This is a genomic window from Streptomyces sp. NPDC001020 (assembly GCF_053599115.1).
Genome location: NZ_JBSFLQ010000010.1, coordinates 138,163 through 160,967 on the forward strand (window position 1 = coordinate 138,163; position 22,805 = coordinate 160,967).

A 22,805-nucleotide genomic window follows, 5' to 3' on the forward strand; every position below is an offset into this window, starting at 1 on the left:
ACGACTGTGACCTTGAAAGCACGGTTCGTCCCGGCTTCTCCCCAGAGCCGGCCCCGTCCCGCCCCCCAGGAGGCCTGGTGTCCGTTCTCCTCGAGCAGCCCGCAAGCCTGGTCGCCTACCGCCCGAACAAGCCGACCGCCATGGTGGTCGTGGCCGACCCTCGGGTCCGTTCCACCGTCACCCGCCACCTCTGGGCGCTCGGAGTGCGCGACGTCATCGAGGCGTCGTCCATCGCGGAGGCCCGTCCCCGTATCGGCAACCCGCGCGACATCTGCGTCGCCGACGTCCATCTCCCCGACGGCTCCGGTCTCACCCTCTTGTCGGAGACCCGTGCCGCGGGCTGGCCCAACGGCCTCGCCCTGTCCGCCGCCGACGACATCGGCGCCGTGCGCAACGCCCTCGCAGGCGGAGTGAAGGGCTATGTCGTCACCGGCACACGCACGAACATCGGTCTTCCCACCCGGCCAGGCGCCGCCCCCATCGGCGCCGCCGCTGCCCGCCTGCACCGCCGCCCCCCGGGTGCTCCGAGCCACCCGGGCGGCTACCGCGAACTGTCCGGCCGCGAGGTCGAGGTGCTGCGCCTGGTCGCCGAAGGTCAGTCGAACAAGGCGATCGGCGTCTCCATGGGCCTGTCCGCGCTGACCGTCAAGAGTCACCTGGCCCGCATCGCTCGCAAGCTCGGCACGGGTGACCGCGCCGGAATGGTGGCCGTAGCCCTACGTACCGGCATCATCCACTGACCCGATCCCCTACACCGCAATCCTTCACTGACACGTGTGATACATGACTGGTTTACGACCCTCTCGCGCCCGCCGACGGAACGTTCCGTCGGCGGGCGCAGTCGATCCACCGATACCCTTGAACGGTGACCGACGCCCAAGAGACCGCAGCAGACAGCCCACTGCGAACCACCGGAGGCGCTCCTCCGGACGACGTCGAAACGGCGCCGCTTCCCTTGCTCGCACCACGGGACGGCATTCCACCCGTGATCGTCGATGCCGCCTCGCTCGCCGAGGTGGTCGCCGCCTTCGCCGCCGGCACCGGCCCCATCGCCGTCGACGCCGAACGCGCGTCCGGCTACCGGTACGGCCAGCGTGCCTATCTGGTGCAGCTGCGCCGCCAGGGCGCGGGCACCGCACTGATCGACCCCGCGGCCTGTCCCGACCTGTCGGGCCTGGGCGAGGTGATCTCCGGCGGGGAGTGGGTACTGCACGCCGCCACCCAGGACCTGCCGTGTCTGCGTGAGATAGGCATGGTGCCGACGTGCCTGTTCGACACCGAGCTGGCCGCACGCCTCGCCGGGTACCCACGGGTGGGGCTCGGCGCCATGGTCGAGAACGTCCTGGGGTTCGTACTGGAGAAGGGGCACTCCGCCGTCGACTGGTCGACACGGCCCCTGCCCGAGCCCTGGCTGCGCTATGCCGCCCTCGACGTGGAACTGCTCGTCGACCTGCGCAACGCGCTGGAGAAGGAGCTGGACCGGCAGGGCAAGCTGGAGTGGGCCCGGCAGGAGTTCGACGCGATCGCCTCGGCGCCGCCGCCGGAGCCGCGCAAGGACCCCTGGCGCCGTACGTCCGGGATGCACAAGGTGCGCCGCCGTCGGCAGATGGCGGTCGTCCGGGAGCTGTGGCAGAGCCGCGACCAGATCGCGCAACGGCGGGACATCTCCCCGGGCAAGGTGCTCGGGGACGCGGCGATCATCGAGGCGGCCCTCGCGCTCCCGCCGAACGTCCACGCCCTGGCCTCCCTCAACGGCTTCGGGCACCGCATGGGCCGTCGTCAACTGGAGCAGTGGCAGGCCGCGGTGGATCGCGCCAGGGCACTCCCCGAGGCCGAGCTGCCGCAACCCGGACAGCCGGTGACCGGGCCGCCGCCGCCGCGCGCGTGGGCCGACAAGGACCCCGTCGCTGCCGCGCGGCTGTCCGCGGCGCGCGCCGCGGTGTCCGCGCTCGCCGAGCGACTGCACCTGCCGCCGGAGAATCTGATCACACCCGACACGGTACGGAGGGTGTGCTGGACGCCACCGAACCAGGCCGACGAGGCGTCGGTCGCGGCTGCGCTCACCGGGTACGGGGCTCGGCTGTGGCAGGTGGAGCAGGTGACGCCGATACTCGTCGCCGCGCTGATCAAGGCGCCCAAGCCCTGAATCCTCGCCGTGAGCGCGAGGGTCGCCCTCGGTACCGGGCGTACGAGGGCGACCCCGAGGGGTCGCGGGGCGCGCGGCACGGGCACGGTCCGGGGTGATCGAGCGGAGCGGGGCCGCATCCGGGTCCGGTGCCGATGCCCTGCCGGCGAGGTGGGCTGAAGGCTGGGCCGAAGGTGTGACCTTCACCGCTCCCGCCCGCGGGACTGGGCAGGTTGGTTACTCGCGAGTAGCATGGTGCTGAGCGCGCGCTCAGCGCGTCGCAGCAGTGCCATCCCGCACCCTGGAGGAGAGCCATCGTGCCTCGTACCGTCAGGGACGTCGTCTTCGTTGACGGCGTCCGCACCCCGTTCGGCAAGGCGGGCCCGAAGGGCATCTACCACGAGACCCGCGCCGACGACCTCGTCGTGAAGGCGATCCGGGAGCTGCTGCGCCGCAACCCGGGTCTCGACCCGAAGAAGATCGACGAGGTCGCCATCGCCGCGACCACGCAGATCGGCGACCAGGGCCTGACCCTCGGCCGCACGGCCGGCATCCTCGCCGGTCTCCCGCAGTCGGTCCCCGGCTACTCCATCGACCGTATGTGTGCCGGTGCGCTGACGGCCGTGACGACCACGGCCGGCTCCATCGCGTTCGGCGCGTACGACGCCGTCATCGCCGGTGGCGTGGAGCACATGGGCCGCCACCCGATGGGCGAGGGCGTCGACCCGAACCCGCGGTTCGTGAGCGAGAAGCTGGTCGACGAGTCGGCCCTGTTCATGGGCATGACCGCGGAGAACCTGCACGACCGGTACCCGCACATCACCAAGCAGCGCGCCGACGAGTACGCGGTGCGCTCGCAGGAGAAGGCAGCCAAGGCGTACGCCAACGGCAAGATCCAGCAGGACCTGGTGCCGATCTCCGTGCGCCGCACCACCCCCGAGACCGGCGAGACCGGCTGGGGTCTGGTCACGGCCGACGAGCCGATGCGTCCGGGCACCACCCTGGACAACCTGGCGAACCTCAAGACGCCGTTCCGCGTCCACGGCCGGGTCACGGCGGGCAACGCGGCCGGTCTGAACGACGGTGCCACCGCCTCGATCATCGCGAGCGAGGACTTCGCCCGCGAGAACAACCTGCCGGTCAAGATGCGTCTCGTCTCGTACGCCTTCGCGGGCGTCGAGCCGGAGGTCATGGGTTACGGCCCGATCCCGGCGACCGAGAAGGCCCTCGCCAAGGCGGGTCTGTCCATCTCGGACATCGGCCTGTTCGAGATCAACGAGGCCTTCGCCGTCCAGGTCCTGGCCTTCCTCGACCACTACGGCATCGCGGACGACGACGAGCGCGTCAACCAGTACGGCGGCGCCATCGCCTTCGGTCACCCGCTCGCCTCCTCCGGCGTCCGTCTGATGACGCAGCTGGCCCGCCAGTTCGAGGAGCAGCCCGAGGTCCGCTACGGCCTGACCACCATGTGTGTCGGCTTCGGCATGGGCGCGACGGTCATCTGGGAGAACCCGCACTTCGAGGGGGACAAGTGAGCACCACCGCTGAACTGTTGAAGGGCGCGGCCGAGCTGTTCCCGGACGAGGTCGTCACCCAGGCGCACGTGCGCCACTTCGAGCTGCCGTTCCAGGCGGGCCGTTTCGCCCTGATCACCCTGGACAACGGCCTCGACCACACCAAGCCGACCACCTTCGGCCCGGCCTCGCTCGCGAACCTCAACACCGCGATCGACCAGGTCGAGCAGGAGGCCGAGGCCGGCGAGATCGTCGGTATCGGCATCACCGGCAAGCCGTTCATCTTCGCGGTCGGCGCCGACCTCAAGGGCGTCGAGCTGCTGAAGAAGCACGAGGACGCGCTGGCCATCGGCAAGGGCGGCCACGAGGTCTTCAAGCGGCTGGCGAAGCTGGCCGTCCCCACCTTCGCCTACTACAACGGCGCGGCGATGGGCGGTGGCGTCGAGGTCGGTCTGCACTGCACGTACCGGACCGTCTCGAAGGCCCTGCCGGCCTTCTCGCTCCCCGAGGTCTTCCTGGGCCTGGTCCCGGGCTGGGGCGGCTGCACCCTGCTGCCGAACCTGATCGGCGCCGACAAGGCCGTCTCGGTCATCATCGAGAACAGCCTCAACCAGAACAAGCAGCTCAAGGGCAAGCAGGTCCACGAACTCGGCATCGCCGACGCGATCTTCGAGGGCGCCGACTTCCTTGAGCAGTCGCTGATCTGGACGGCCTCCGTCCTCAAGGGTGACATCGAGGTCGACCGCCCGGTGATCGACCGTGGCGACGCCTGGGACCAGGCCGTCGCGCGCGGCCGGTTCATCGCCGACTCCAAGGTGCACGGCGCGGCCCCGGCCGCCTACCGCGCCCTGGACATCATCGCCGCGGCGAAGAACGGCGACCTCCAGCAGGGCTACGACGCCGAGGACCAGGCCCTCGCGGACCTGATCATGGGCGGCGAACTGCGCGCCGGTATCTACTCGTTCAACCTGGTCCAGAAGCGCGGCAAGCGCCCCGCGGGCGCTCCGGACAAGAACCTGGCGCGGCCGGTGACGAAGGTCGGCGTGGTCGGCGCGGGCCTGATGGCCTCTCAGTTGGCCCTGCTCTTCCTGCGCCGCCTCGAGGTCCCGGTCGTCCTCACGGACATCGACCAGGAGCGCATCGACAAGGGTGTGGGCTACGTCCACGCGGAGATCGACAAGCTGCTGGGCAAGGGCCGTATCAACCAGGACAAGGCCAACCGCCTCAAGGCGCTGGTGTCCGGTGTGCTGGACAAGGCCGAGGGCTTCTCGGACGCCGACTTCGTCATCGAAGCGGTCTTCGAGGAGATGGGCGTCAAGCAGCAGGTGTTCGCGGAGGTCGAGGCGGTCGCCCCGGCGCACGCGATCCTGGCGACCAACACCTCCTCCCTCTCGGTGAGCGAGATGGCCGCGAAGCTGAAGCACCCCGAGCGGGTCGTCGGCTTCCACTTCTTCAACCCGGTCGCGATCCTGCCACTGCTGGAGATCGTCCGCGGCGAGAAGACCGACGACGCCTCGCTGGCCACGGCGTTCGCCGTCGCCAAGAAGCTGAAGAAGACGGCGGTTCTGGTGAAGGACGCCCCTGCGTTCGTCGTCAACCGCATCCTCACCCGCTTCATGGGCGAGATCCAGAACGTCATCGACGAGGGCACGTCGGTCGAGGTGGCCGAGAAGGCGGTCGAGCCGCTGGGTCTGCCGATGTCCCCGCTGGTCCTGCTGGAGCTGGTCGGCCCGGCGATCGGTCTGCACGTGTCGGAGACCCTCAACAAGGCGTTCCCGGACCGCTTCAAGGTCTCCCCGAACCTCAAGGCGGTCGTCGAGGCGGGCAAGCGCGGCTTCTACGTCTACGACAGCGGCAAGCCGGAGCTGGACCCGGAGGTCGCCGCGCTCCTGAAGCAGGGTGACACCGCCCTGACCGAGGAGCAGGTCCGCACCCGCGTCCTGGACGCTGTCGCCCAGGAAATCGGCCTGATGCTCGACGAGGGCGTCGTCGCCGAGGCCCAGGACATCGACCTCTGCCTGATCACGGGCGCCGGCTGGCCCTTCCACCTGGGCGGCATCACGCCGTACCTGGACCGCGAGGGCGTCTCCGAGCGGGTGAACGGCAAGAAGTTCCTCGCCCCTGGCGTGGCGAGCGTCCCGGCCTGACAGGCCACCTGTGAAGGGGTGGGCCGCACGGCGAAGTCCGTGCGGCCCACCCCTTTCGCGTTGCCCGTGAACAGGGTTCTGCGGTGCCCGTGAGCCGGGCGGAGCGCCTCGGTGATGCGCTGTGGCGCGGTCAGACCGTCTGCCAGGCCGCCAGCGCGAGCCCCGGCTCGTCCTTCCGGCGGGCCAGACGCAGTTCGCCGTCCTCGGTCAGGGACGCCGCCACCACACGTCCCTCGGCGTCCTCCGCCACCGCCACCCGCGCGCCCGTCGGCAGGTGCGGACCCGACTCGGTCCACCACAGGCCCGCCGACTCCTGTTCGGTGGGACAGGCCGCGAAGACGACCCGGCCGGCGGCGGAACGCTGGGCGACCAGCGTGCAGTCGACGCCTTCGACGACACAGCGGACGGCGGCGACCGGCCCGGGACCCGCGGCTGCGAGCAGCGGGACGGGATCGCCGCCCGGACGCCAGGCACACAGCATGCCTTCGGCGTCCGCGAAGAACAGCGTGGTGTGCTCCTTGGAGGTGACCAGGGCGCTCAGCGTGTCAGCCCGGACCCGCACGTCCAACAGTTCGTCGGGGACCAGGGCCGCGCCCGGTTCCTCCTGGCGCCAGTGCCGGATGCCGTCCGCCGAACTGGTGTACAACTCGACACGGCCCGAACCCCCCGTCACAGCGGTGAGTTCCTCATGCGTGCCCCGGCCTTTCAGATCGTGCCAGGGGCCCCAGCCGCCGCGCTCCTTCTGGGCGACCATGCTGACGCCGCCGCCCTTGTTGCGCACGAAGACATGGGCGCGTCCCTCGGCGTCCACGGCCACCGCCGGGGGGCCGGTCCGCTCGCCCTTCTTGTTCGGGTGGCCGATCGGGATCCAGTCGAGGGCGGCCAACTGGGGCCGGAAGTGCGTGGAGTGCACGAGGCCGGACTCCCCCCGGACCGTGGGGCGCCAGGCGACGACATGGGCGTATCCGTCGACGCCCTGGCCGACCGCGTGCCAGGGGTACACCTTCTGGTCGCCGCCCACCTTGCGCGGCCCGTCCCAGGAACCGCCGGGCCGGTGCTCCGCCCGGCACAGGACGGCGTCGTCCGACGGAAGATAGACAACGAGTCGGCCCTCACGGCCGCGTATGAGCCAGTCGCCGTTCACGGTTTCACTTTAAGCGGGGCGGTCCGCCGTCACGGACCGCCCTGTGCCCCGCTCAGAGCCGCTTCGCGCTCCGGAAGAGCTTCGCGTAGAAGCCGTTGCCGTCGATGCGGGAGGCGCCTCCCTTGTCGCCCATCGTCGGCCCGTTGACCTCCTTGCGGCTGGATATGAAGACGCGGTGGCCGTCGGTGTCCAGGCCCAGGTAGAGGGCGACATGGTCGATGTGGTTGCCGGTGCGGTGGTCCATCTTGAAGAACAGCAGGTCGCCCGGCTGAAGGACGTCGATGTTGGCCGGCCGGACATACCAGGGGGAAGGGCCCTGGAGCTTGATGATGTCGACGCCGGTCTTCGAGCGGGCCATGCCGTCCGCGCTACGGGGCAGACCGTCGCCGAGCGCGTTGGTGGCCATCAGCGGGAAGCGTGCGCGATAGCCCCAGACCATGCGCATGAAACCGGAGCAGTCCAGCGCCCGGTAGCGCTCCGCGCGCGGTTGCATCGTGGTGCCGTTGCGGAAGGTGTACGGCTTGCCGAGGTAGTCGTAGAAGTCGTTCTGCTCCAGGCGGTCGACACCGTCCTCCTTGAACGGGCCGAAAACCGCGTCGCCCGCGTACGGAGTGCCCTCGGAGTCCTTCTTGATCGGCGCGCCCTCGACGTACTGGAAGGCCAGCGCGAAGATGTCGTCCTCCTCGCTGCCAAGGCTCGTCTTGAACCAGTCCTTGAACCACTGTTCCTTCTCGGATCCCTTGGTCCAGGGTTCGGGCATGAGGCGGACCCAGTCGTCGGTGACCACCCGGGAGGTCGTGTTGGAGGGTTCGCTGAAGGTCCGCGAGGGACCCTTGAGGGTGGCGGTGCGGGCGCCGTCGGTGAAGGTGGCGACGACCGCGCCGCTCGCATCGCGGAGCACCGAGCGTGCCGGGTTGTTCAGCCTCTCCCAGGTCTCTTTGCCGGTGGCGGCCTTGCCCTTGCCCTTCGTACCGTCGGTGACGGCCTGCACGGCCGGGGCTTTCGCCTGCTCGTCCTGGCGCAGTTCGTAGGTGAAGTAGGCGCTGCCCGCGAGCAGCGCCATCACCGTCGCCGCATGGACGATGGGGCGGCCTTTACGCTTCGGCATGGTGAGGGACTCCAGGTTCGCGTTCGTTCGGGCGGGCTCAGGCGGACGGGAGAGCGCCGAGGAGGATGCCGGCGGTGAGGACCACATAGGTGGCCAGCGTCACCGATCCGGTGGACAGCAGCGTCGCGCCCTTGGGCTGGCGCACCAGCTGGTAGCCGATCAGGCCCGGAACGATGAAGCCGAGTGTCTGGTTGGCGTACAGCAGCGGGAACTCCATCTGCAGCACGATGATCACGGTGGCCTGGATGAGCACGCCGGTGAGCACCACCGCCGCGAACAGCCGCTTGCCGTAGAGGATCACGAACCGCTGCAGTACCAGCGTGGTCACGTAGGTCAGTACGGTCACCCCGACCACCAGCGCGGCACGCTGCAGATCCTCGATCAGGGTGAGCGCGAGCCAGCCCGGCGTGATCATGCCGCCCGGCGACAGATTGGTCGTCAGGTAGCACATCAGCGAGAACATCAGGCCCAGGCCGATGCCGATCGCTGCGATCTCGGGGGTGAGGACGGAGGGGATCAACGGGGCTCTCCTGGGCTGTGCCACTGCTGCGGGTCGTCGGTGGGGGGAACGGGTCGTACGCGGGGTTCGAACAGGCCGCGCGGCTGGGCCTCGTCGGGTCGCGCCTGGGGCACGGCACCGTACGGTTCGCCCGGGTGGGCGCCCGCCGCCATGGTCTGGGGCTGCTGGGGGCGCGGCGTGGGCGCGGTGTGCCCGGCAGGGGCGGCTTGCTGCTGACCGGGGTTCGGGTACTGGTTCGGGTGCGGGTACGCGGCATCGCGCTGCACCGGGATCTGCGGGGCGTGGTACTGGTGGCCGTACCGCTCCTCGTACGCCTGCGGGTAGCCCTGGTAGGGGTCGATGCGGGGCGCGTAGAGCTGCATCGTCTCGATGTGTTCGGGCATGGAGGGCGCCGCTTCCGTGCGGCTGGGCGGGGTGGCCGCGGGCTCGTCGGGGGTTTCGTCCGCCGGGAGCTCGGCGAGGTGCTCCAGAAGCACCTCGCCCTGGCCGTGGATGTTGCCGATGGCGACGAGCGAGGAGTCCGGCCCGAGCATGCCGAGCATCCGGGACATGAACTCCTCCGGGTCCCGCCGGTCTCCGCCCAGGTCGACGGCGCGCGAGCGGAACTCGGCGGGGATCGCGTCGATGGCGGACTTGGCCGGGTGACCGATCACGAAGACGTGCTCGGGGTCGAGGTCGGGGATGATCTCGCCCATCTGGCCGTTGCGCTCGACGCGGTCGGGACGGCAGTTGATGACCACGTTCAGCGGACGGTGGATCGCGCCGAGGTCGAGGAGCTGGTTGATGTTCATCAGCGTCGACTCGGGGTCGTTGGCCGCGAAGACGTTGGCGAAGCGCAGCTTCTTGTTCTCGGGGGTCTGGTAGCGCTCGACGGACAGCACACCGGGGTCCGGCGGGGCGTCGTACATGCCCTGGAGGGCCGTCTTGCGGTCGACGCCGAGCAGTTCGGCGACGGTGAGCGCGATGGCGACGTTCTCCTTGAAGGTGAACCAGCTGAAGCCGCGCAGCTCCTCGTCGGTGACCGTCTCGGGATCGGCGTAGATCAGTTTGCAGTCCCGGGAGTCCGCCTCCTCCTGGAGGATGTGGAAACGTTCCTTCTCGGCGGTGACGCAGATCCCGCCCTCCGGCATGGACCGGCTCAGCGAGCGCGCCACATCGTCCAGGGTGGGGCCCATCTCGGCGAGGTGGTCCTCACGGACGTTGCACAGCACACCGATCGTGGAGCGAATCAGCTTGGACTGGTTGATCTCCTGCAGGGCCGGCATCACCGCCATGCACTCCATGACGAGCGCGTCCGGGTTGTACGCGGCCGCGCGGCGCACGATGCCGATCTGCTCGACCACGTTGGCGATGCCGAACTTGCGGTAGACGGGCTCCTCGGTGGCATCGGGGTGGATGAACCGGGCCGCAGTGCCCGTCGTCTTGGCGACGGTGACGAGGTCGCCGCCGCGCAGCGCGCCCGCGCACAGCCGGGTGATGGACGACTTGCCGCGGATGCCGTTGACCAGGACCCGGGTGGGGATGTTGTCGAGGTTGACGAAGTGCCGCCGCTGCTCCACGACGCCCGCCACGAGCAGGATCGCGCAGCACACCAGCAGCACGGTGTAGAGGAAGAGCACAGGTGATCAGTTCCTTACGTACTGCTGGCCCTGCGGGCCGTGAGGGTCGTGCGGCCCGTACGGCGCCCCGGTCGAGCCCGGCACGGGGGGACCCGCCGTGGGCGGGGTCCGGCGAGGTTGTTGCTTGCGCTGGTCCTGGAGCTGCTGGCGGATGAGTTCCAGCGAGCGGGTGACCGCTCCGACCTCGTCGTGGTGGCGTGGGAACAGCACCGTCTTGCGGTCGCCGTCGGCCAGTGCCTCCGCCTGGTCGGCGAGGTAGCGCAGCGGCCGGACCACCACGATGTGCAGCCAGCCCAGGCAGGCGGCGGCAGCGGCGGCACCCAGCAGTCCGGCGAGCACGGTCCTGTTCTGCATGTCGTACTCGGGGATCGCGAGCCGGTTGGCCGGCTGCCAGCTGACCACGGTCCAGCCGAGCGGCTTGGCGGGGCCACCGCCCACGAAGGGCGCGGCGGCGGCGATCTGTACGCCGTTCTTCCGGTAGAGCACACCGCCGGCGTGGGCGGACTTGCCGACCTTCTGGCTGGTGGCGGCGACCAGGTCCTTCAAGCGGTCGTCGGGCAGCCCCTGGAAGGCGAGGAAGCCCGTGTTCCCGGCGATGACCCGGCTCTTGTCGTCGACCAGGCGCACCACGCCCAGGCCGGGCCGGTTGAGCAGGGAGTTGAGGAAGTCGATGCGGAACTCACCGACCACCGCGGAGTCGTCGCGGCCCGGGATGCCGGCGGTGGCGACGACGATGGGTTCCTTGCCTCCCTGACCCAGCAGCCGGATCGGGGCGGCGGTGGCGGGCTTGGGGCCGGCCGCGCGAGGACTGTCCCCGGAACGGGCCACCACGTTGCCGGAGGCGTCGACCACGTACAGCGAGCGATAGCGCTGGTGCTGGTTCATGGTGTTCTGCAGCACCTTGGTCATGGCGGCGGGCTCGGTGCGGTCGCCGATCAGGCTCGCCACGGACTCCAGGTCGGCGTCGCCCTCGTTGAGCGCCCGGCGTACCCGGTCGGTGAGTGTGTCGGTGCGCTCCCGCTGGTCGTTGACGATCTGCTGCGGGACGACGGCCGTGCCGTCGGCGCGGTTGAGGAGCAGCAGCAGCGGTACGCACCAGACGAGCAGCAGGGCGACACAGACGACGAGCAGTGCCCGGCTGCCGAACCGGCGCAGCCCGCGCGGGCGCGCGGCGGGGCCGGTGGCCTCGGCGGGTTCGCCCAGCAGCTGACGCCGCAGCCGCTCCAGCGCGGTGCCGATGCGGTGTGCCTCGCCGTAGCCGGGGACGGTGACGGGGCGGGTCACGTCCGAGCGGGAGAGCCGGCGGGACTCCAGGAAGAGGCGGAGCAGGGGGCGCTGGACGGTACCGAGCAGTACGGCGACGGCGAGGCCTCCGATGCCGAGCAGTGCGCCGCCCGCGATCAGGCCGAAGACCGGCGAGATGGTCCGGGTGGGGTCCTCGGCGACCTTCACCATCGCGACGACGGTGAGACCGAGCCCGGAGGCGGTGGTGGCCTCTCCGGGTTCGGGACCGGTCAGCGTGGCGTACCCGGCGACGGAGCGGTCGCTCAGGAAACTTCCGCCGAGCAGGCTGCCACTGACGCCCCGGTAGCCGCCGGAGCCGGGTTCCTTGCTGCTGCGCGGGTCCTGCTCCGCCTCGCGGGTGGCGCGCTCGGCGAAGTTCTTCAGCTGCTTGCGGGAGGCGTCGACCTCCTTGCGCTGCAGCTCGGTCAGCACCTGCTCGGGTTCGGGTATGCCATCGCTGCTGAGGATCGCGCCCTCCTGGTCGACGACGGCGATGGAGCGGAACTGGCCGAGGCTGATGCCCGGGAACTTCAGCGCGTTGGAGGCCACCAGCAGTTGCTGTGGCTCACCGGGCCAGGACAGCAGCGCGAAGGACAGCAGTCGGACCTCGCCGTTCTTCAACCGGACCATCCGCGGGTCGAGGCCACCCTCGTCGCCGAGAGTGGAGAGGTCCAGCGAGGTCAGCGGCACGGTCTCGCCGCGCGCGCCGAGCAGCTTGCCGGACCGGATCTCGATGACGGCGGTGCCCATCCACTTCTGGTAGGTGTTGCCGAGCTTGTCGAGCACCGTGTCGGCCGAGACCGGCTTCCCCGCGCTGAACAGCGTGGCGGAGCGGGTGAGGTCGGTGACGGACTCGTCGATGGAGGCGCGCATGGCGATAGCGCCGTCCTCGGCGAAGTGCTGCTGGGAGATCTGCACCGCCTTGGGCACTCCGCTGTCGTCGACCCTTCCCAGGACGAGAGCGGTGACGCCGGCCAGCGACAGCAGGAGCACCGACAGGACCGCGATCGGCGGGCGGATGCCTCCGAGCAGCGACATGTCGGCGCGGCGGCGGGCTCTGTGCTGCCGCGTCGGGGGCGGAGACGCCAAGGAACGGTCCTCTCAAGCTGTGCGGAGGTGGGACTCCGCACGGGGAAGCAGGTGCGATTGCGGCACAGGCGTGCCGGATGCGCCGATCGCTTCGGGCGCACCCGGAACCATGAGACTTGTTAAACCGGTAAGAGGTTGTAATGAGATAAGTGTGATTCAGGCAACATCTGGTTTTGCGCGATCAATAACTGGCAAGACTGCGCACCTCATCACGCCTCGTACGCTCACTCGGGCAGTGGGGTCAGCGCTTTCAGGCCATCCTTGGCCGCTCCGCGGTTCAGCATGGTCCCCTCCGTGCGCTGGAAGGCGAGCCGCAGCCGGGCCCGCTGCCGGTCGGTCAGGTCGTCGTCGCGGAGCGCGGCCGCGACGTCGAGCAGGCGGTACTCCTTGACGTCGTCCGCACTCGCCGCGACCGTACTGCCGTCGTCGGCACTCTCCGGGTCCGGCGGAATCTCCACGAGGGTCGGCTCGTAGCGGGGCTCGACCTCCCACTTCCCGTTGTGTTCGGTGAACGTGAACCAGCCGATCACGCCCTCCTCGGTGAGACCCGTGGGCACGTCGTGCCGGGCGACCTGGTTACCGAGCCCGTAGGCGATCCAGGTGCCGTCGACCTTCTCCATCGGCTGCACCACATGCGCGTGATGGCCGATGACCAGGTCGATCCCGGTCTTCCGGGCGAGCTCCCGGGCGAACTTGAGCTGCGGGGTCGAGGGGTTCGGGTGGTGCTCGCGCCCCCAGTGGAGCGACAGGATGACGACCTCGGCGCCGGCCTTTCGAGCACGCTGCTCGGCGGCCTTGATCCGTCCGAGGTCGGTCAGGTTGGCCAGCCACGGCTTGTCCGCGGGCAGTTCGTGGGCGTTGAACCCGAAGGCGAAGGAGATCTGCGCGACTTTGACGCCTTTGACGTCCATGACGAGCGGAGTGAGTGAGTCCCGCTCCGTACGGAACGAACCCGTGTGCTTCACGCCGGCGGCGTCCAGGGTGTCCAGGGTGCGCTTGACTCCCTCGTACCCGTGGTCGAGCGCGTGGTTGGAGGCGGTGGAGCAGGTGTCGTAGCCGATGTCCTTGATCGTCGTGGCGACCTGCGGCGGCACGAGGAAGTTCGGGTAGCTCTCGAAGGGACCCTTCGGCTTGCCGAGCACCGGCTCCATGTGGCAGATCGCCAGGTCCGCCTTGCTGATCACCGGCTTGATACCCGCCATCATGGGCCCGAAGTCCAGGCCGGCCACGCCCTTGCCCGTCCGCTCGGCATCCTTGCGCGCCTGGTCGATGAGCTGGGGGTGCATCAGGATGTCCCCCGCGGCGGCGACGGTGAAGGTGCGTCCGTCGCCCTTCGCGTCGGTGTCGTTGCCGAGGAGGCCGCACCCCGCGACGGAGGCGGTGAGGGCGAGCGGGGTCAACAAGGTCAGCACGGTGTGGCTACGACGTCTGGTCACCGGGATATCTTGGTACAACCATGAGAGCAAACCGCCCGTGGATCATAACGATCGCAATAATTGTGCTGGCCATCACAGGTCTCGCAGCCGCCCTGACGGCCGTACTCCGGACGTCCCACGACGACGGAACAGCCATCGGTGGCCGTACCCACGACGGTCAGACCGACGGCGTGGACCTGGCACGCGAGGTCGCCGCCTACACGAGCCGGTTCGGCCCTGACAGTGGCTACCAGCCGCCGACACGGGCCGACCGCACCGGTGTCGCAGAGGCGGTCGGGCTGCTCCTCGACGGCCACCGCGCACAGGCGGAGCAGCACCTTTCCCAACTGGACTTCACCCTGCGCACCGTCGTCGACCGGGTCTCCGGGCACCGCTACGCCGAGGTGGCCGACCGCACGGAGGCCGCCGTGACGCCACGCGGCTGGGGGCGGGTGTACGTCGACCTCGACAGCCGTCCGCGGTGGTCGGTCCAGGTCCCGCATCCGGTCGCCGACCAGGGCACCGAGCAGTTGGGCGTACGTGTCCTGCGCGGCTCCCCGGGGGGCGTTCTCGTCATCGCCGGAGCACATCGCAATGCCGGAAAGGGCAATTCCGCCGATGTCGCCCACCGCCGGAACACGGTATTCCATGCCGTCTGCGCGGAACTGGCCCGCCGCAACATGCCCGGAATCCAGGTTCACGGGTTCGCTTCGTCCTCGGCCCCCGGCTTCGATGTGATCGCCTCGACGTCCTCCGGATCGCGGGGCAAGTCGGAGGCCCGCCACCTGGCCGACTCCCTGCGCGATCGCGATTTCCATGTCTGCCGAGCTTGGGCGCGCTCATGCCCACTGGAGGGCCTGACGAACCTGCAGGGGCGTGCCGCGCAGGACGAGCACGTACCGTTCCTGCATGTGGAGTTCGCGCCCGCCCTGCGCTCGGACGGGCCCGCCGCCGAACGCGCGGCGTCCGCCGTCGCCGAGGTCACCCGGCGCTGGGCCGACCGCTCCGTGTCAGGCTGAGGGCATGTCCGAAACCGAAGGCACACCCAAGGGCGGGGGCACGTCAGCGACCTCGACACTGCTCGTCGTCGACGGAGCGAACGTCGTCGGCTCCGTGCCGGACGGCTGGTGGCGCGACCGACGGGCCGCCGCCGAGCGTCTGCGGGACCGGCTGGCGCCCTACGCGGAGTCCGGACTGCCGGAACACCCAGAACCGCTGGAGGTCGTCCTCGTCATCGAGGGCGCGGCCCGGGGTGTGGCGTCCGTGCCCGGCGTGCGCGTCGACGAGGCGCCCGGCAGCGGAGACGACCGCATCGTCGAGCTGGCCGCCGACGCCAGGGGCCGCCCCTGTCTGGTCATCACGGCGGACCGGGAACTGCGCCGCAGAGTCGCGGAGTTGGGTGCGGAGGTGGCCGGGCCGCGGACGGTACTCGGCTGAGGGCTGAAGGCCGATACGGTCCCCTTCCTCTGCACGGCCACAGGCCCACACCTGGCCACAGCGCGCACAGGGCACACACGAACGCCGCCTGTGTCTGGGCTAATTCTCGCGACCGCTCAGGCGGCTGTGCGAGCGGCCGTAGAGGACGTAGACGAAGAAGCCGATGACCAGCCAGATCGCGAAGCGGAGCCAGGTCTCGGCGGGCAGGTTCAGCATCAGCCACATCGACGCGCACACCGACAGGATCGGCACCAAGGGAACGAACGGGGTCCGGAAGGCGCGGTGCAGATCGGGCCGGGTGTTACGAAGGATCACCACGGCGATCGCGACCACGATGAAGGCGAAGAGCGTGCCGATGTTGACCAGCTCGGCGAGTTCGCTGAGGCTGGTGAAGCCCGCGACGACGGCGATGACCGCGCCGAGCAGGATGGTCGGCCGGTGCGGGGTCCTGAACCGCGGATGGACACGGGAGAAGAAGCGCGGCAGCAGTCCGTCGCGGCTCATCGCGAAGAAGACCCGGGTCTGGCCGAGCAGCAGGATCATGCAGACACTCATCAGGCCGACGGCGGCGCCGAAGCTGATCACGCCCGCGTACCACGGGTGCCCGACGCCTTTGAACGCGTCGGCCAGCGGGGCGTCCACGGAGAGATCGCTGTAGTGCTGCATTCCCGTGACGACGATCGAAACTCCCACATACAGCGCGGTGCAGATGAAAAGTGAGCCCAGGATGCCGCGCGGCATGTCCCGCTGCGGATTCCTGGTCTCCTCGGCCGCCGTAGCCACGATGTCGAAGCCGATGAAGGCGAAGAAGACGACGGACGCGGCGGTGAAGATGCCCATCACCCCGAAGTTGGACGGCGCCCAGCCGAACATCAGCTGGATCAGCGGTGCCTTGAGAGAGCCGCCCGCCGCCACCGGCTGCGGCTTCGGGATGAACGGCCTGTAGTTGGCGGCGCTGACGAAGAGGGCGCCGGCGATGATCACGATCAGTACCACGGCCACCTTGATCGCGACGACGAACTGGGTGACCCGGGCCGACAGCTTCACGCCGACGACGAGGATGACGGTGAGCGCCAGGACGAGCGCGGCGGCAAGGACGTCGAAGCCGAACCCGTGCGCCCCCTCCCGACTGCTCAGCGACGCGGGCAGATGCCAGCCCACGTTGTCCAGCAGCGAGCGGACGTACCCGGACCAGCCGACCGCCACCACCGCCGTGCCCAGCGCGAACTCCAGGACCAGGTCCCAGCCGATGATCCAGGCGGGCAGCTCGCCCAGCGTGGCGTACGAGAACGTGTACGCAGAACCCGCGACCGGGACCGTCGAGGCGAACTCCGCGTAGCACAACGCGGCCAGCGCGCAGACGACACCGGCCACGACGAAGGCCAGGGAGACAGCGGGGCCCGCGTTCTCCTTGGCCACCTTGCCGGTCAGCACGAAGATGCCGGTGCCGATGATGACACCGACGCCGAACACCGTCAGATCCAGGGCGGACAGGGTCTTCTTGAGCGCGTGCTCGGGTTCCTCGGTGTCCTGGATCGACTGCTCGACGTTCTTCGTCCGGAAGAGGGCACTGTTCACGGGCTTACCTCCCACGCTCGTCGTCCCCGACATGATCGAGAGAGAGCTTCAGTGCATATGCCCTGGGGTGGGCCGATTCACGCAAATGGGCCGGTTTCGCCACCATAAAGGATGGCGAAACCGGCCCAGCAGGCCTGCGATCGGTCAGTCGCGCGCGGGCTCGACCGAGTCCACCGTCTGTGCGGCACCCGTACGGTGGAACCCTCCGTCGAGCTTGGCGACCAGCCCGGTGACCTGGCGGGCGATGTCCGGCGCGGTCAGGCCGATCTCCGCCATGACCTCCTTGCGCGAGGCGTGGTCGAGGAAGCGCGGCGGGATACCGAAGTCACGCAGCGGCACATCGACGCCCGCGTCGCGCAGAGCCTGCGCGATCGCCGAACCGACGCCGCCGACGCGCGAGTTGTCCTCCACGGTGACGACCACACGGTGCCGCTCGGCGAGCGGGGCGAGGGCCTCGTCGACGGGCTTGACCCAGCGCGGGTCGACGACGGTGGTGGAGATGCCCTGCTTGTTCAGCAGGTCGGCGATCTCCAGGCACATGGGCGCGAGCGCGCCGACGGAGACCAGCAGGACGTCCGGTACGGGGGCGTCGGCCTTGCGCAGCACGTCCATGCCGCCGACCGTGCCGACCGCGGGGACCGCCGGGCCGACGACGCCCTTGGAGTAGCGCAGTACGGTCGGCGCGTCGTCGACGTCGACGGCCTCGCGCAGCTGGGCGCGCAACTGCTCGGCGTCACGCGGGGCGGCGATCCTGAGACCCGGTACCACCTGGAGCATCGACATGTCCCACATACCGTTGTGGGAGGCGCCGTCGTCACCGGTGACACCGGCCCGGTCGAGGACGAAGGTCACACCGCACTTGTGCAGGGCGACATCCATGAGTACCTGGTCGAAGGCGCGGTTGAGGAAGGTCGCGTACACCGCGAAGACGGGATGCAGTCCGCCCGTGGCGAGGCCGGCCGCGGAGACCGCCCCGTGCTGCTCGGCGATGCCGACGTCGTAGGTGCGGTTCGGGAACGCGTCCGCGAACTTCTTCAGGCCCACCGGGTGGAGCATCGCCGCGGTGATGGCGACGATGTCCTCGCGCTCGCGGCCGAGCTTGACCATCTCGTCGCCGAAAACGGTGGTCCAGCTGGCGGCTGCGGCCTTGATGGGCAGACCGGTGTCGGGGTGGATGACGCCGACGGCGTGGAAGCGGTCGGCCTCGTCCTGGAGAGCGGGCTGGTAGCCGCGGCCCTTCTCGGTGAGGCAGTGCACAATGACCGGGCCACGGAACCGCTTGGCGCGGGCCAGCGCGGACTCCAGGGCCTCGATGTCGTGGCCGTCGATCGGGCCGACGTACTTCAGGCCCAGGTCCTCGAACATGCCCTGCGGGGCGATGAAGTCCTTCAGGCCCTTCTTGGCGCCGTGCAGCGTCTCGTAGAGCGGCCTGCCGACGACGGGCGTGCGCTCCAGCACCTCCCTGGTGCGGGCGAGGAACTTCTCGTAGCCGTCGGTGGTGCGCAGGGTGGCCAGGTGGTTGGCGAGACCACCGATCGTGGGGGAATACGACCGCTCGTTGTCGTTGACGACGATGACCAGCGGGCGGTCCTTGGCATCAGCGATGTTGTTCAGCGCCTCCCAGGCCATGCCGCCGGTCAGCGCGCCGTCGCCGATGACCGCGGCGACATCGCTGTCCCGCCCGAGCAGCTGGTTGGCCTTGGCGATGCCGTCGGCCCAGCCCAGCACAGTGGAGGCGTGGCTGTTCTCGATGATGTCGTGCTCGGACTCGGCCTGCGAGGGGTAGCCGGACAGGCCGCCCTTCATCTTCAGCTTGGAGAAGTCCTGACGGCCGGTAAGCAGCTTGTGCACGTAGGACTGGTGGCCGGTGTCCCACAGCACCTTGTCCTTCGGCGAGTGGAAGACCCGGTGCAGGGCGATGGTCAGCTCCACCACACCGAGGTTGGGGCCGAGGTGGCCGCCCGTCTTGGAGACCTCGGTGATGAGGAAGGTCCGGATCTCTTCTGCAAGCTGGTCCAGCTCCTCCAGGCTGAGCCGGTCCAGATCGCGCGGTCCCCCGATGCGGGTCAGCAGCGGCACCTGTGCCTCCTTGAAGTAGAGCTGTGTCGAGCTATTCGCCGGGCTGAGTCTAATGTTCCGCCTGCGCGGATCACGGGCGGGCCTCGCATTCCACGCCACACGTTCGGCCGCACATGACTGTGCCCGGCACCGCGATGGGTACCGAGCACAGGTCAACGGGGCAGGCCCGCGCCGCCGAGGCCTCTCGTCCGGATCGAACCGGGTCCGGACGAAAGACCCCAGGGCGTGTGGCTCACGCCCGACCCGCGGTCTTCTGGGTCTTGCGGGTGATCGAGTCGATCACCACGGTGGTGAGCAGCACACCCGCGGTGATCATGTACTTCACCGGCTCGGCGATGGACTCCAGCTGGAGGCCGTACTGGATCGAAACGATCACCATCACGCCCAGCAGCGCGTTCCACGTACGCCCACGCCCGCCGAAGAGGCTCGTACCGCCGATGACAGCCGCGGCGATCGCGTTCATCAGCAGGTCACCGGTACCGGCGCTCTGGTTGGCCGCGGCGATCTTGGAGGCCAGGAACAGTCCGCCGATGGCCGCGAACAACCCGGAGATCGCGAAGACCGAGATCCGTATGGCCGTGACGTTGATACCGGCGCGACGCGACGCCTCGACACTGCCGCCGAGCGCGAAGACCTTGCGGCCGTACGCCGTGCGACGCAGCACGAAGTCGGTGAGCACCAGGACGGCCAGGAAGATCACCGTGGCCAGCGGCAGGCCCTTGTACTGGTTGTACATGTAGGCCGCGGCGAAGGAGATGACGGCCAGCAGGGCCGTGCGCAGGGCGGTCTCGCTGAGCGGGCGGGACGGGACCCCCGCGGCCTCACGGCGGCGCGCGCCCAGGTACGAGGTGGCGAAGAACACCACGACCACGACCGCGGCCAGACCGTAGGCGGCTGCCACATCGGAGAAGAAGTACGTGGTCAGCTGGCCGATGAGGCCGTCGCTCTTGAGGTTGATGGTTCCGTTGGCGCCCAGCACCTGGAGCATGAAGCCCAGCCAGAAGAGCAGGCCGGCCAGTGTCACGGCGAAGGCGGGAGCGCCGAGCACCGCGAAGAAGAAGCCGTGGGCCGCGCCGATCGCCGCGCCCGCCGCGACGGCCGCGAGCACCGCGAGCCACTCGGGCCAGCCCTGGTTGACGGCGAAGACGGCCGAGAGGGCGCTGGCCGCGCCGCTGACCGAACCGACCGACAGGTCGATTTCACCGAGCAGCAGAACGAAGACGATGCCGACCGAGATCATGCCCGTGCCGACCATCGTGATCGTGATGTTGCTGAGGTTCTCCGCGGACAGGAAGGCCGAGTTGAGGCTCTGGAAGATCACGCAGATGGCGATCAGGCCCACGATGACGGGCAGCGAGCCCAGCTCACCCGCGCGCATCTTCCGCTTGAACTCCCCCACGTAGCCCGCGAGTCCCTGCTCGCGCACGAGGAGACGGGGGTCGACCGCGGTCACCGCGGCTGCGGCGGCCTCGGGGTTCTCGACGGCGGGCGCGCCCTTCGCGGTCTCGGAGGTCTTGTCGATACTCACTTGGAAACCTCCCCGTTCGTGCGCGCCGCACGGCGGGTCACAGCGTTGTCGGTGGCGCCGGTGATGGCGGAGATGATCTCCTCCTGCGAGGTGGTCTTCACCTCGAAGACGCCGTTGTTGCGGCCGAGGCGCAGCACCGCGACCTTGTCCGCCACGGCTTTCACATCGGCCATGTTGTGGCTGATGAGGATCACCGCGTGGCCGCGCTCGCGCAGCCGTTCGATCAGGTCCAGGACCTGGGCGGTCTGCTCGACGCCGAGCGCCGCGGTGGGCTCGTCGAGGATGACCAGTTTGGGCTCGCCGAGCATCGAACGGGCGATGGCCACGGTCTGGCGCTGGCCGCCGGAGAGCGAGGCGATCGGGATGCGCACGCTCGGGATCCGGATCGACAGGGTGGTGAGCAGTTCGCGCGCTCGCCGCTCCATCTCGACCTCGTCGAGAATGCCGCGCCTCTTGATCTCGCGGCCGAGGAAGAGATTGCCGACGACGTCGATGTTGTCGCACAGCGCGAGGTCCTGGTAGACCGTCGCGATGCCGAGGTTCTGGGCGTCGTTCGGCTTGCTGATCTGGACGGGCTTGCCTTCCCATTCGATGGCGCCCTCATCGATGGGGTGCACGCCGGCGATCGTCTTGACCAGCGTGGACTTTCCGGCGCCGTTGTCGCCGACCAGGGCGACCACCTCACCGGCGTGGACCTCAAGCTCTACGTCGGTGAGCGCCTGAACGGCACCGAACCGCTTGGAGACCCCGCGCAACGCCAGCACGGGCGTAGCGGACACGTGAACCATCTCCTTCGCCGCCTGACCCGGCGGAAGGTTGTGCAGAAGTATGGAGGAAGTGCTCCCCTCCGGCGCCACGCGACGAGCTTGCGGGGCTGGTGAACACGGGGCGCCGGAGGAGCTTCGGTGCGGTGCCCCGGCAGGCGGCGTTCGACGGGGCGAGCGTCGTCTGCCGGGGCACCGGTCCCGTACGGGCATTCAAAGGGCGAAGTCCCATAGGGGGAAAGGGGCTCGGGCCGGTTACTTCAGACCGATCTTGTCGCAGTCCTTCTTGTACTGCCCGGTGCAGATGTCGGCGGCGGTGTAGATGCCGTCCTTGATGACCGTGTCCTTGATGTTGTCCTTGACCAGCGCGATGACCGGGACCAGGACGGAGGGCACCTGCTTGACGGTCGAGCTGTCGACCTTGTCCTTGGCGATCGTGTCGAGCGACTTGCCCTTGGCGAGGAGGACGGCCATCTGCGCGGCGACGTCCGCCTCCTGCGGGTACGACTTGTAGACGCTCATGAACTGCTCGCCGGAGACGATGCGCTGCACACCCGCGAGTTCGGCGTCCTGACCGGTGACCGGGACGTCGGAGATGCCCGCGGCCTTGAGGGCGGTGATGATACCGCCGGCCATGCCGTCGTTGGCGGAGTAGACACCGACGATGTTCTTCTTGCCGATCGCCGAGATCGCCGCCTCCATGTTGGCGTTGGCGTTGTCCGGCGACCACTCCTTGGTGTCGTACTCGCGGCCGATCTTGACGATGCCGTCGAGAACGGAGTGGGCGCCCTTCTTGAACTGAGCGGCGTTCGGGTCGGTCGGCGAGCCGTTCATCATGACGATCTTGCCCTTCTTGACGTTGCCGCCAAGGGCCTTCAGCAGGGCCGCGCCCTGCGTCTTGCCGACCTCGGTGTTGTCGAACGAGGTGTAGGCCTTGATCGGGCCCTCGGCCAGACGGTCGTACGCGACCACGGGGATGCCGGCGTCGTCGGCCTTCTTGATCGAGTTCGCGATCGCCTTGGAGTCGACGGCGTCGATGATCAGGACGTCCACCTTGTCGGTGATCATGGTGTCGACCTGCTGGGCCTGCAGGTTCGCGTCCTGTCGGGCGTTGCTGTACGCCAGCGTGGCCTTGTCGCCCGTCAGCTCCTTGATCTTCTTCTCGATCAGGGGCTTGTCGAACTTCTCGTACCGGGCGGTCTTGTTCTCCGGCAGGAGCAGACCGACCTTGATCGCGTCACCCTTCTTCGCACTCGACGACGAAGAAGAGCTGCCGCCCGACTCCTTGGCGCTGCCACAGGCAGCCAGCGAGACGGCCATCGCGCCAACGGCAACGGCAACGGCGGCACGACGCATACGCGTGTTCACTTCAGAAACCTCCCTGACGAGGCCGCGACGTTGCGGCCGAGGTGACTGGAAGTCAAGTCGGCCATACGTGCGACGTCAAGAAGTAA

The 22,805-nt window shown here is 69.2% G+C and carries 17 protein-coding genes; 6 read left to right on the plus strand and 11 right to left on the minus strand.

What is annotated here, in order from left to right; translation table 11 throughout:
- Positions 1-77 precede the first annotated feature (77 nt).
- The 4 genes from ACWDEX_RS12380 to ACWDEX_RS12395 all read left to right on the plus strand — a co-directional run bounded on the left by ACWDEX_RS12380 (position 78) and on the right by ACWDEX_RS12395 (position 5,786).
- Positions 78-740 carry a response regulator transcription factor gene (locus ACWDEX_RS12380; protein WP_043444816.1) on the plus strand — a complete coding sequence of 221 codons (663 nt, stop codon included), beginning with the start codon at positions 78-80 and terminating at the stop codon, positions 738-740.
- Positions 741-865: 125 nt separating this feature from the next.
- Positions 866-2,146 carry an HRDC domain-containing protein gene (locus ACWDEX_RS12385; RefSeq protein WP_450463205.1) on the plus strand — a complete coding sequence of 427 codons (1,281 nt, stop codon included), beginning with the start codon at positions 866-868 and terminating at the stop codon, positions 2,144-2,146.
- A 296-nt stretch (positions 2,147-2,442) separates the two neighbouring features.
- A complete protein-coding gene (locus ACWDEX_RS12390) occupies positions 2,443-3,660 on the plus strand; it encodes a thiolase family protein (protein WP_450463206.1) in 1,218 nt (405 codons plus the stop codon).
- Positions 3,657-5,786 carry a 3-hydroxyacyl-CoA dehydrogenase NAD-binding domain-containing protein gene (locus ACWDEX_RS12395; RefSeq protein ID WP_450463207.1) on the plus strand — a complete coding sequence of 710 codons (2,130 nt, stop codon included), beginning with the start codon at positions 3,657-3,659 and terminating at the stop codon, positions 5,784-5,786. The genes ACWDEX_RS12390 and ACWDEX_RS12395 overlap by 4 nt, the downstream gene beginning before the upstream one ends.
- Positions 5,787-5,916: 130 nt before the next feature.
- Here the strand turns inward: ACWDEX_RS12395 and ACWDEX_RS12400 are convergent, their stop codons facing one another.
- From ACWDEX_RS12400 to ACWDEX_RS12425, 6 genes are all read right to left on the minus strand, one after another.
- A complete protein-coding gene (locus tag ACWDEX_RS12400; protein WP_450463208.1) occupies positions 5,917-6,930 on the minus strand; it encodes a hypothetical protein in 1,014 nt (337 codons plus the stop codon).
- 52 nt (positions 6,931-6,982) lie between these two features.
- Positions 6,983-8,038: a C40 family peptidase gene (locus ACWDEX_RS12405; protein ID WP_450463209.1), complete on the minus strand. Its 1,056-nt coding sequence runs from the start codon at positions 8,036-8,038 to the stop codon at positions 6,983-6,985.
- Positions 8,039-8,075: 37 nt separating this feature from the next.
- Complete coding sequence (locus tag ACWDEX_RS12410) at positions 8,076-8,558, minus strand: poly-gamma-glutamate biosynthesis protein PgsC/CapC (protein WP_450463210.1); 483 nt, start codon at positions 8,556-8,558, stop codon at positions 8,076-8,078.
- Positions 8,555-10,177 carry a poly-gamma-glutamate synthase PgsB gene (gene pgsB, locus ACWDEX_RS12415; RefSeq protein WP_450463211.1) on the minus strand — a complete coding sequence of 541 codons (1,623 nt, stop codon included), beginning with the start codon at positions 10,175-10,177 and terminating at the stop codon, positions 8,555-8,557. The genes ACWDEX_RS12410 and pgsB overlap by 4 nt, the downstream gene beginning before the upstream one ends.
- 6 nt (positions 10,178-10,183) lie before the next feature.
- Positions 10,184-12,499, minus strand: a complete 2,316-nt coding sequence (locus tag ACWDEX_RS12420) for a HAMP domain-containing protein (RefSeq protein ID WP_450463282.1) — start codon at positions 12,497-12,499, stop codon at positions 10,184-10,186.
- Between the two features lie 275 nt (positions 12,500-12,774).
- Positions 12,775-13,986, minus strand: a complete 1,212-nt coding sequence (locus tag ACWDEX_RS12425) for a CapA family protein (protein WP_450463212.1) — start codon at positions 13,984-13,986, stop codon at positions 12,775-12,777.
- Between the two features lie 20 nt (positions 13,987-14,006).
- On the opposite strand from ACWDEX_RS12425, the gene ACWDEX_RS12430 reads away from it, so the two are divergent.
- Positions 14,007-14,984 carry a hypothetical protein gene (locus tag ACWDEX_RS12430; RefSeq protein ID WP_450463213.1) on the plus strand — a complete coding sequence of 326 codons (978 nt, stop codon included), beginning with the start codon at positions 14,007-14,009 and terminating at the stop codon, positions 14,982-14,984.
- A 4-nt stretch (positions 14,985-14,988) separates the two neighbouring features.
- The gene (locus ACWDEX_RS12435) at positions 14,989-15,402 is read left to right on the plus strand and encodes an NTP pyrophosphohydrolase (protein WP_450463214.1); all 414 of its coding nucleotides are present in this window, start codon (positions 14,989-14,991) and stop codon (positions 15,400-15,402) included.
- Positions 15,403-15,501: 99 nt separating this feature from the next.
- Here ACWDEX_RS12435 and ACWDEX_RS12440 read toward each other — a convergent pair whose 3' ends face one another.
- The 5 genes from ACWDEX_RS12440 to ACWDEX_RS12460 all read right to left on the minus strand — a co-directional run bounded on the left by ACWDEX_RS12440 (position 15,502) and on the right by ACWDEX_RS12460 (position 22,707).
- Positions 15,502-16,980 (minus strand): amino acid permease, encoded by a 1,479-nt coding sequence (locus ACWDEX_RS12440; protein WP_450463215.1) that lies wholly within the window; start codon positions 16,978-16,980, stop codon positions 15,502-15,504.
- 144 nt (positions 16,981-17,124) lie between these two features.
- On the minus strand, positions 17,125-19,059 hold the full coding sequence (dxs, locus tag ACWDEX_RS12445) for a 1-deoxy-D-xylulose-5-phosphate synthase (RefSeq protein WP_450463216.1): 1,935 nt from the start codon (positions 19,057-19,059) through the stop codon (positions 17,125-17,127).
- Positions 19,060-19,291: 232 nt separating this feature from the next.
- A complete protein-coding gene (locus ACWDEX_RS12450; protein WP_450463217.1) occupies positions 19,292-20,587 on the minus strand; it encodes a sugar ABC transporter permease in 1,296 nt (431 codons plus the stop codon).
- The gene (locus ACWDEX_RS12455; RefSeq protein ID WP_450463218.1) at positions 20,584-21,375 is read right to left on the minus strand and encodes an ATP-binding cassette domain-containing protein; all 792 of its coding nucleotides are present in this window, start codon (positions 21,373-21,375) and stop codon (positions 20,584-20,586) included. The genes ACWDEX_RS12450 and ACWDEX_RS12455 overlap by 4 nt, the downstream gene beginning before the upstream one ends.
- A gap of 231 nt (positions 21,376-21,606) precedes the next feature.
- Positions 21,607-22,707, minus strand: a complete 1,101-nt coding sequence (locus ACWDEX_RS12460) for a sugar ABC transporter substrate-binding protein (RefSeq protein ID WP_450463283.1) — start codon at positions 22,705-22,707, stop codon at positions 21,607-21,609.
- Positions 22,708-22,805 lie beyond the last annotated feature (98 nt).

Excerpts from the sequence above, each read along its gene's own strand:
- ACWDEX_RS12460 (WP_450463283.1), bottom strand. The coding sequence starts at position 22,707 with ATGCGTCGTGCCGCCGTTGCCGTTGCCGTTGGCGCGATGGCCGTCTCG.
- ACWDEX_RS12435 (WP_450463214.1), top strand. The coding sequence starts at position 14,989 with ATGTCCGAAACCGAAGGCACACCCAAGGGCGGGGGCACGTCAGCGACC.
- ACWDEX_RS12430 (WP_450463213.1), top strand. The coding sequence starts at position 14,007 with ATGAGAGCAAACCGCCCGTGGATCATAACGATCGCAATAATTGTGCTG.
- ACWDEX_RS12405 (WP_450463209.1), bottom strand. The coding sequence starts at position 8,038 with ATGCCGAAGCGTAAAGGCCGCCCCATCGTCCATGCGGCGACGGTGATG.
- ACWDEX_RS12420 (WP_450463282.1), bottom strand. The coding sequence starts at position 12,499 with ATGTCGCTGCTCGGAGGCATCCGCCCGCCGATCGCGGTCCTGTCGGTG.
- ACWDEX_RS12455 (WP_450463218.1), bottom strand. The coding sequence starts at position 21,375 with ATGGTTCACGTGTCCGCTACGCCCGTGCTGGCGTTGCGCGGGGTCTCC.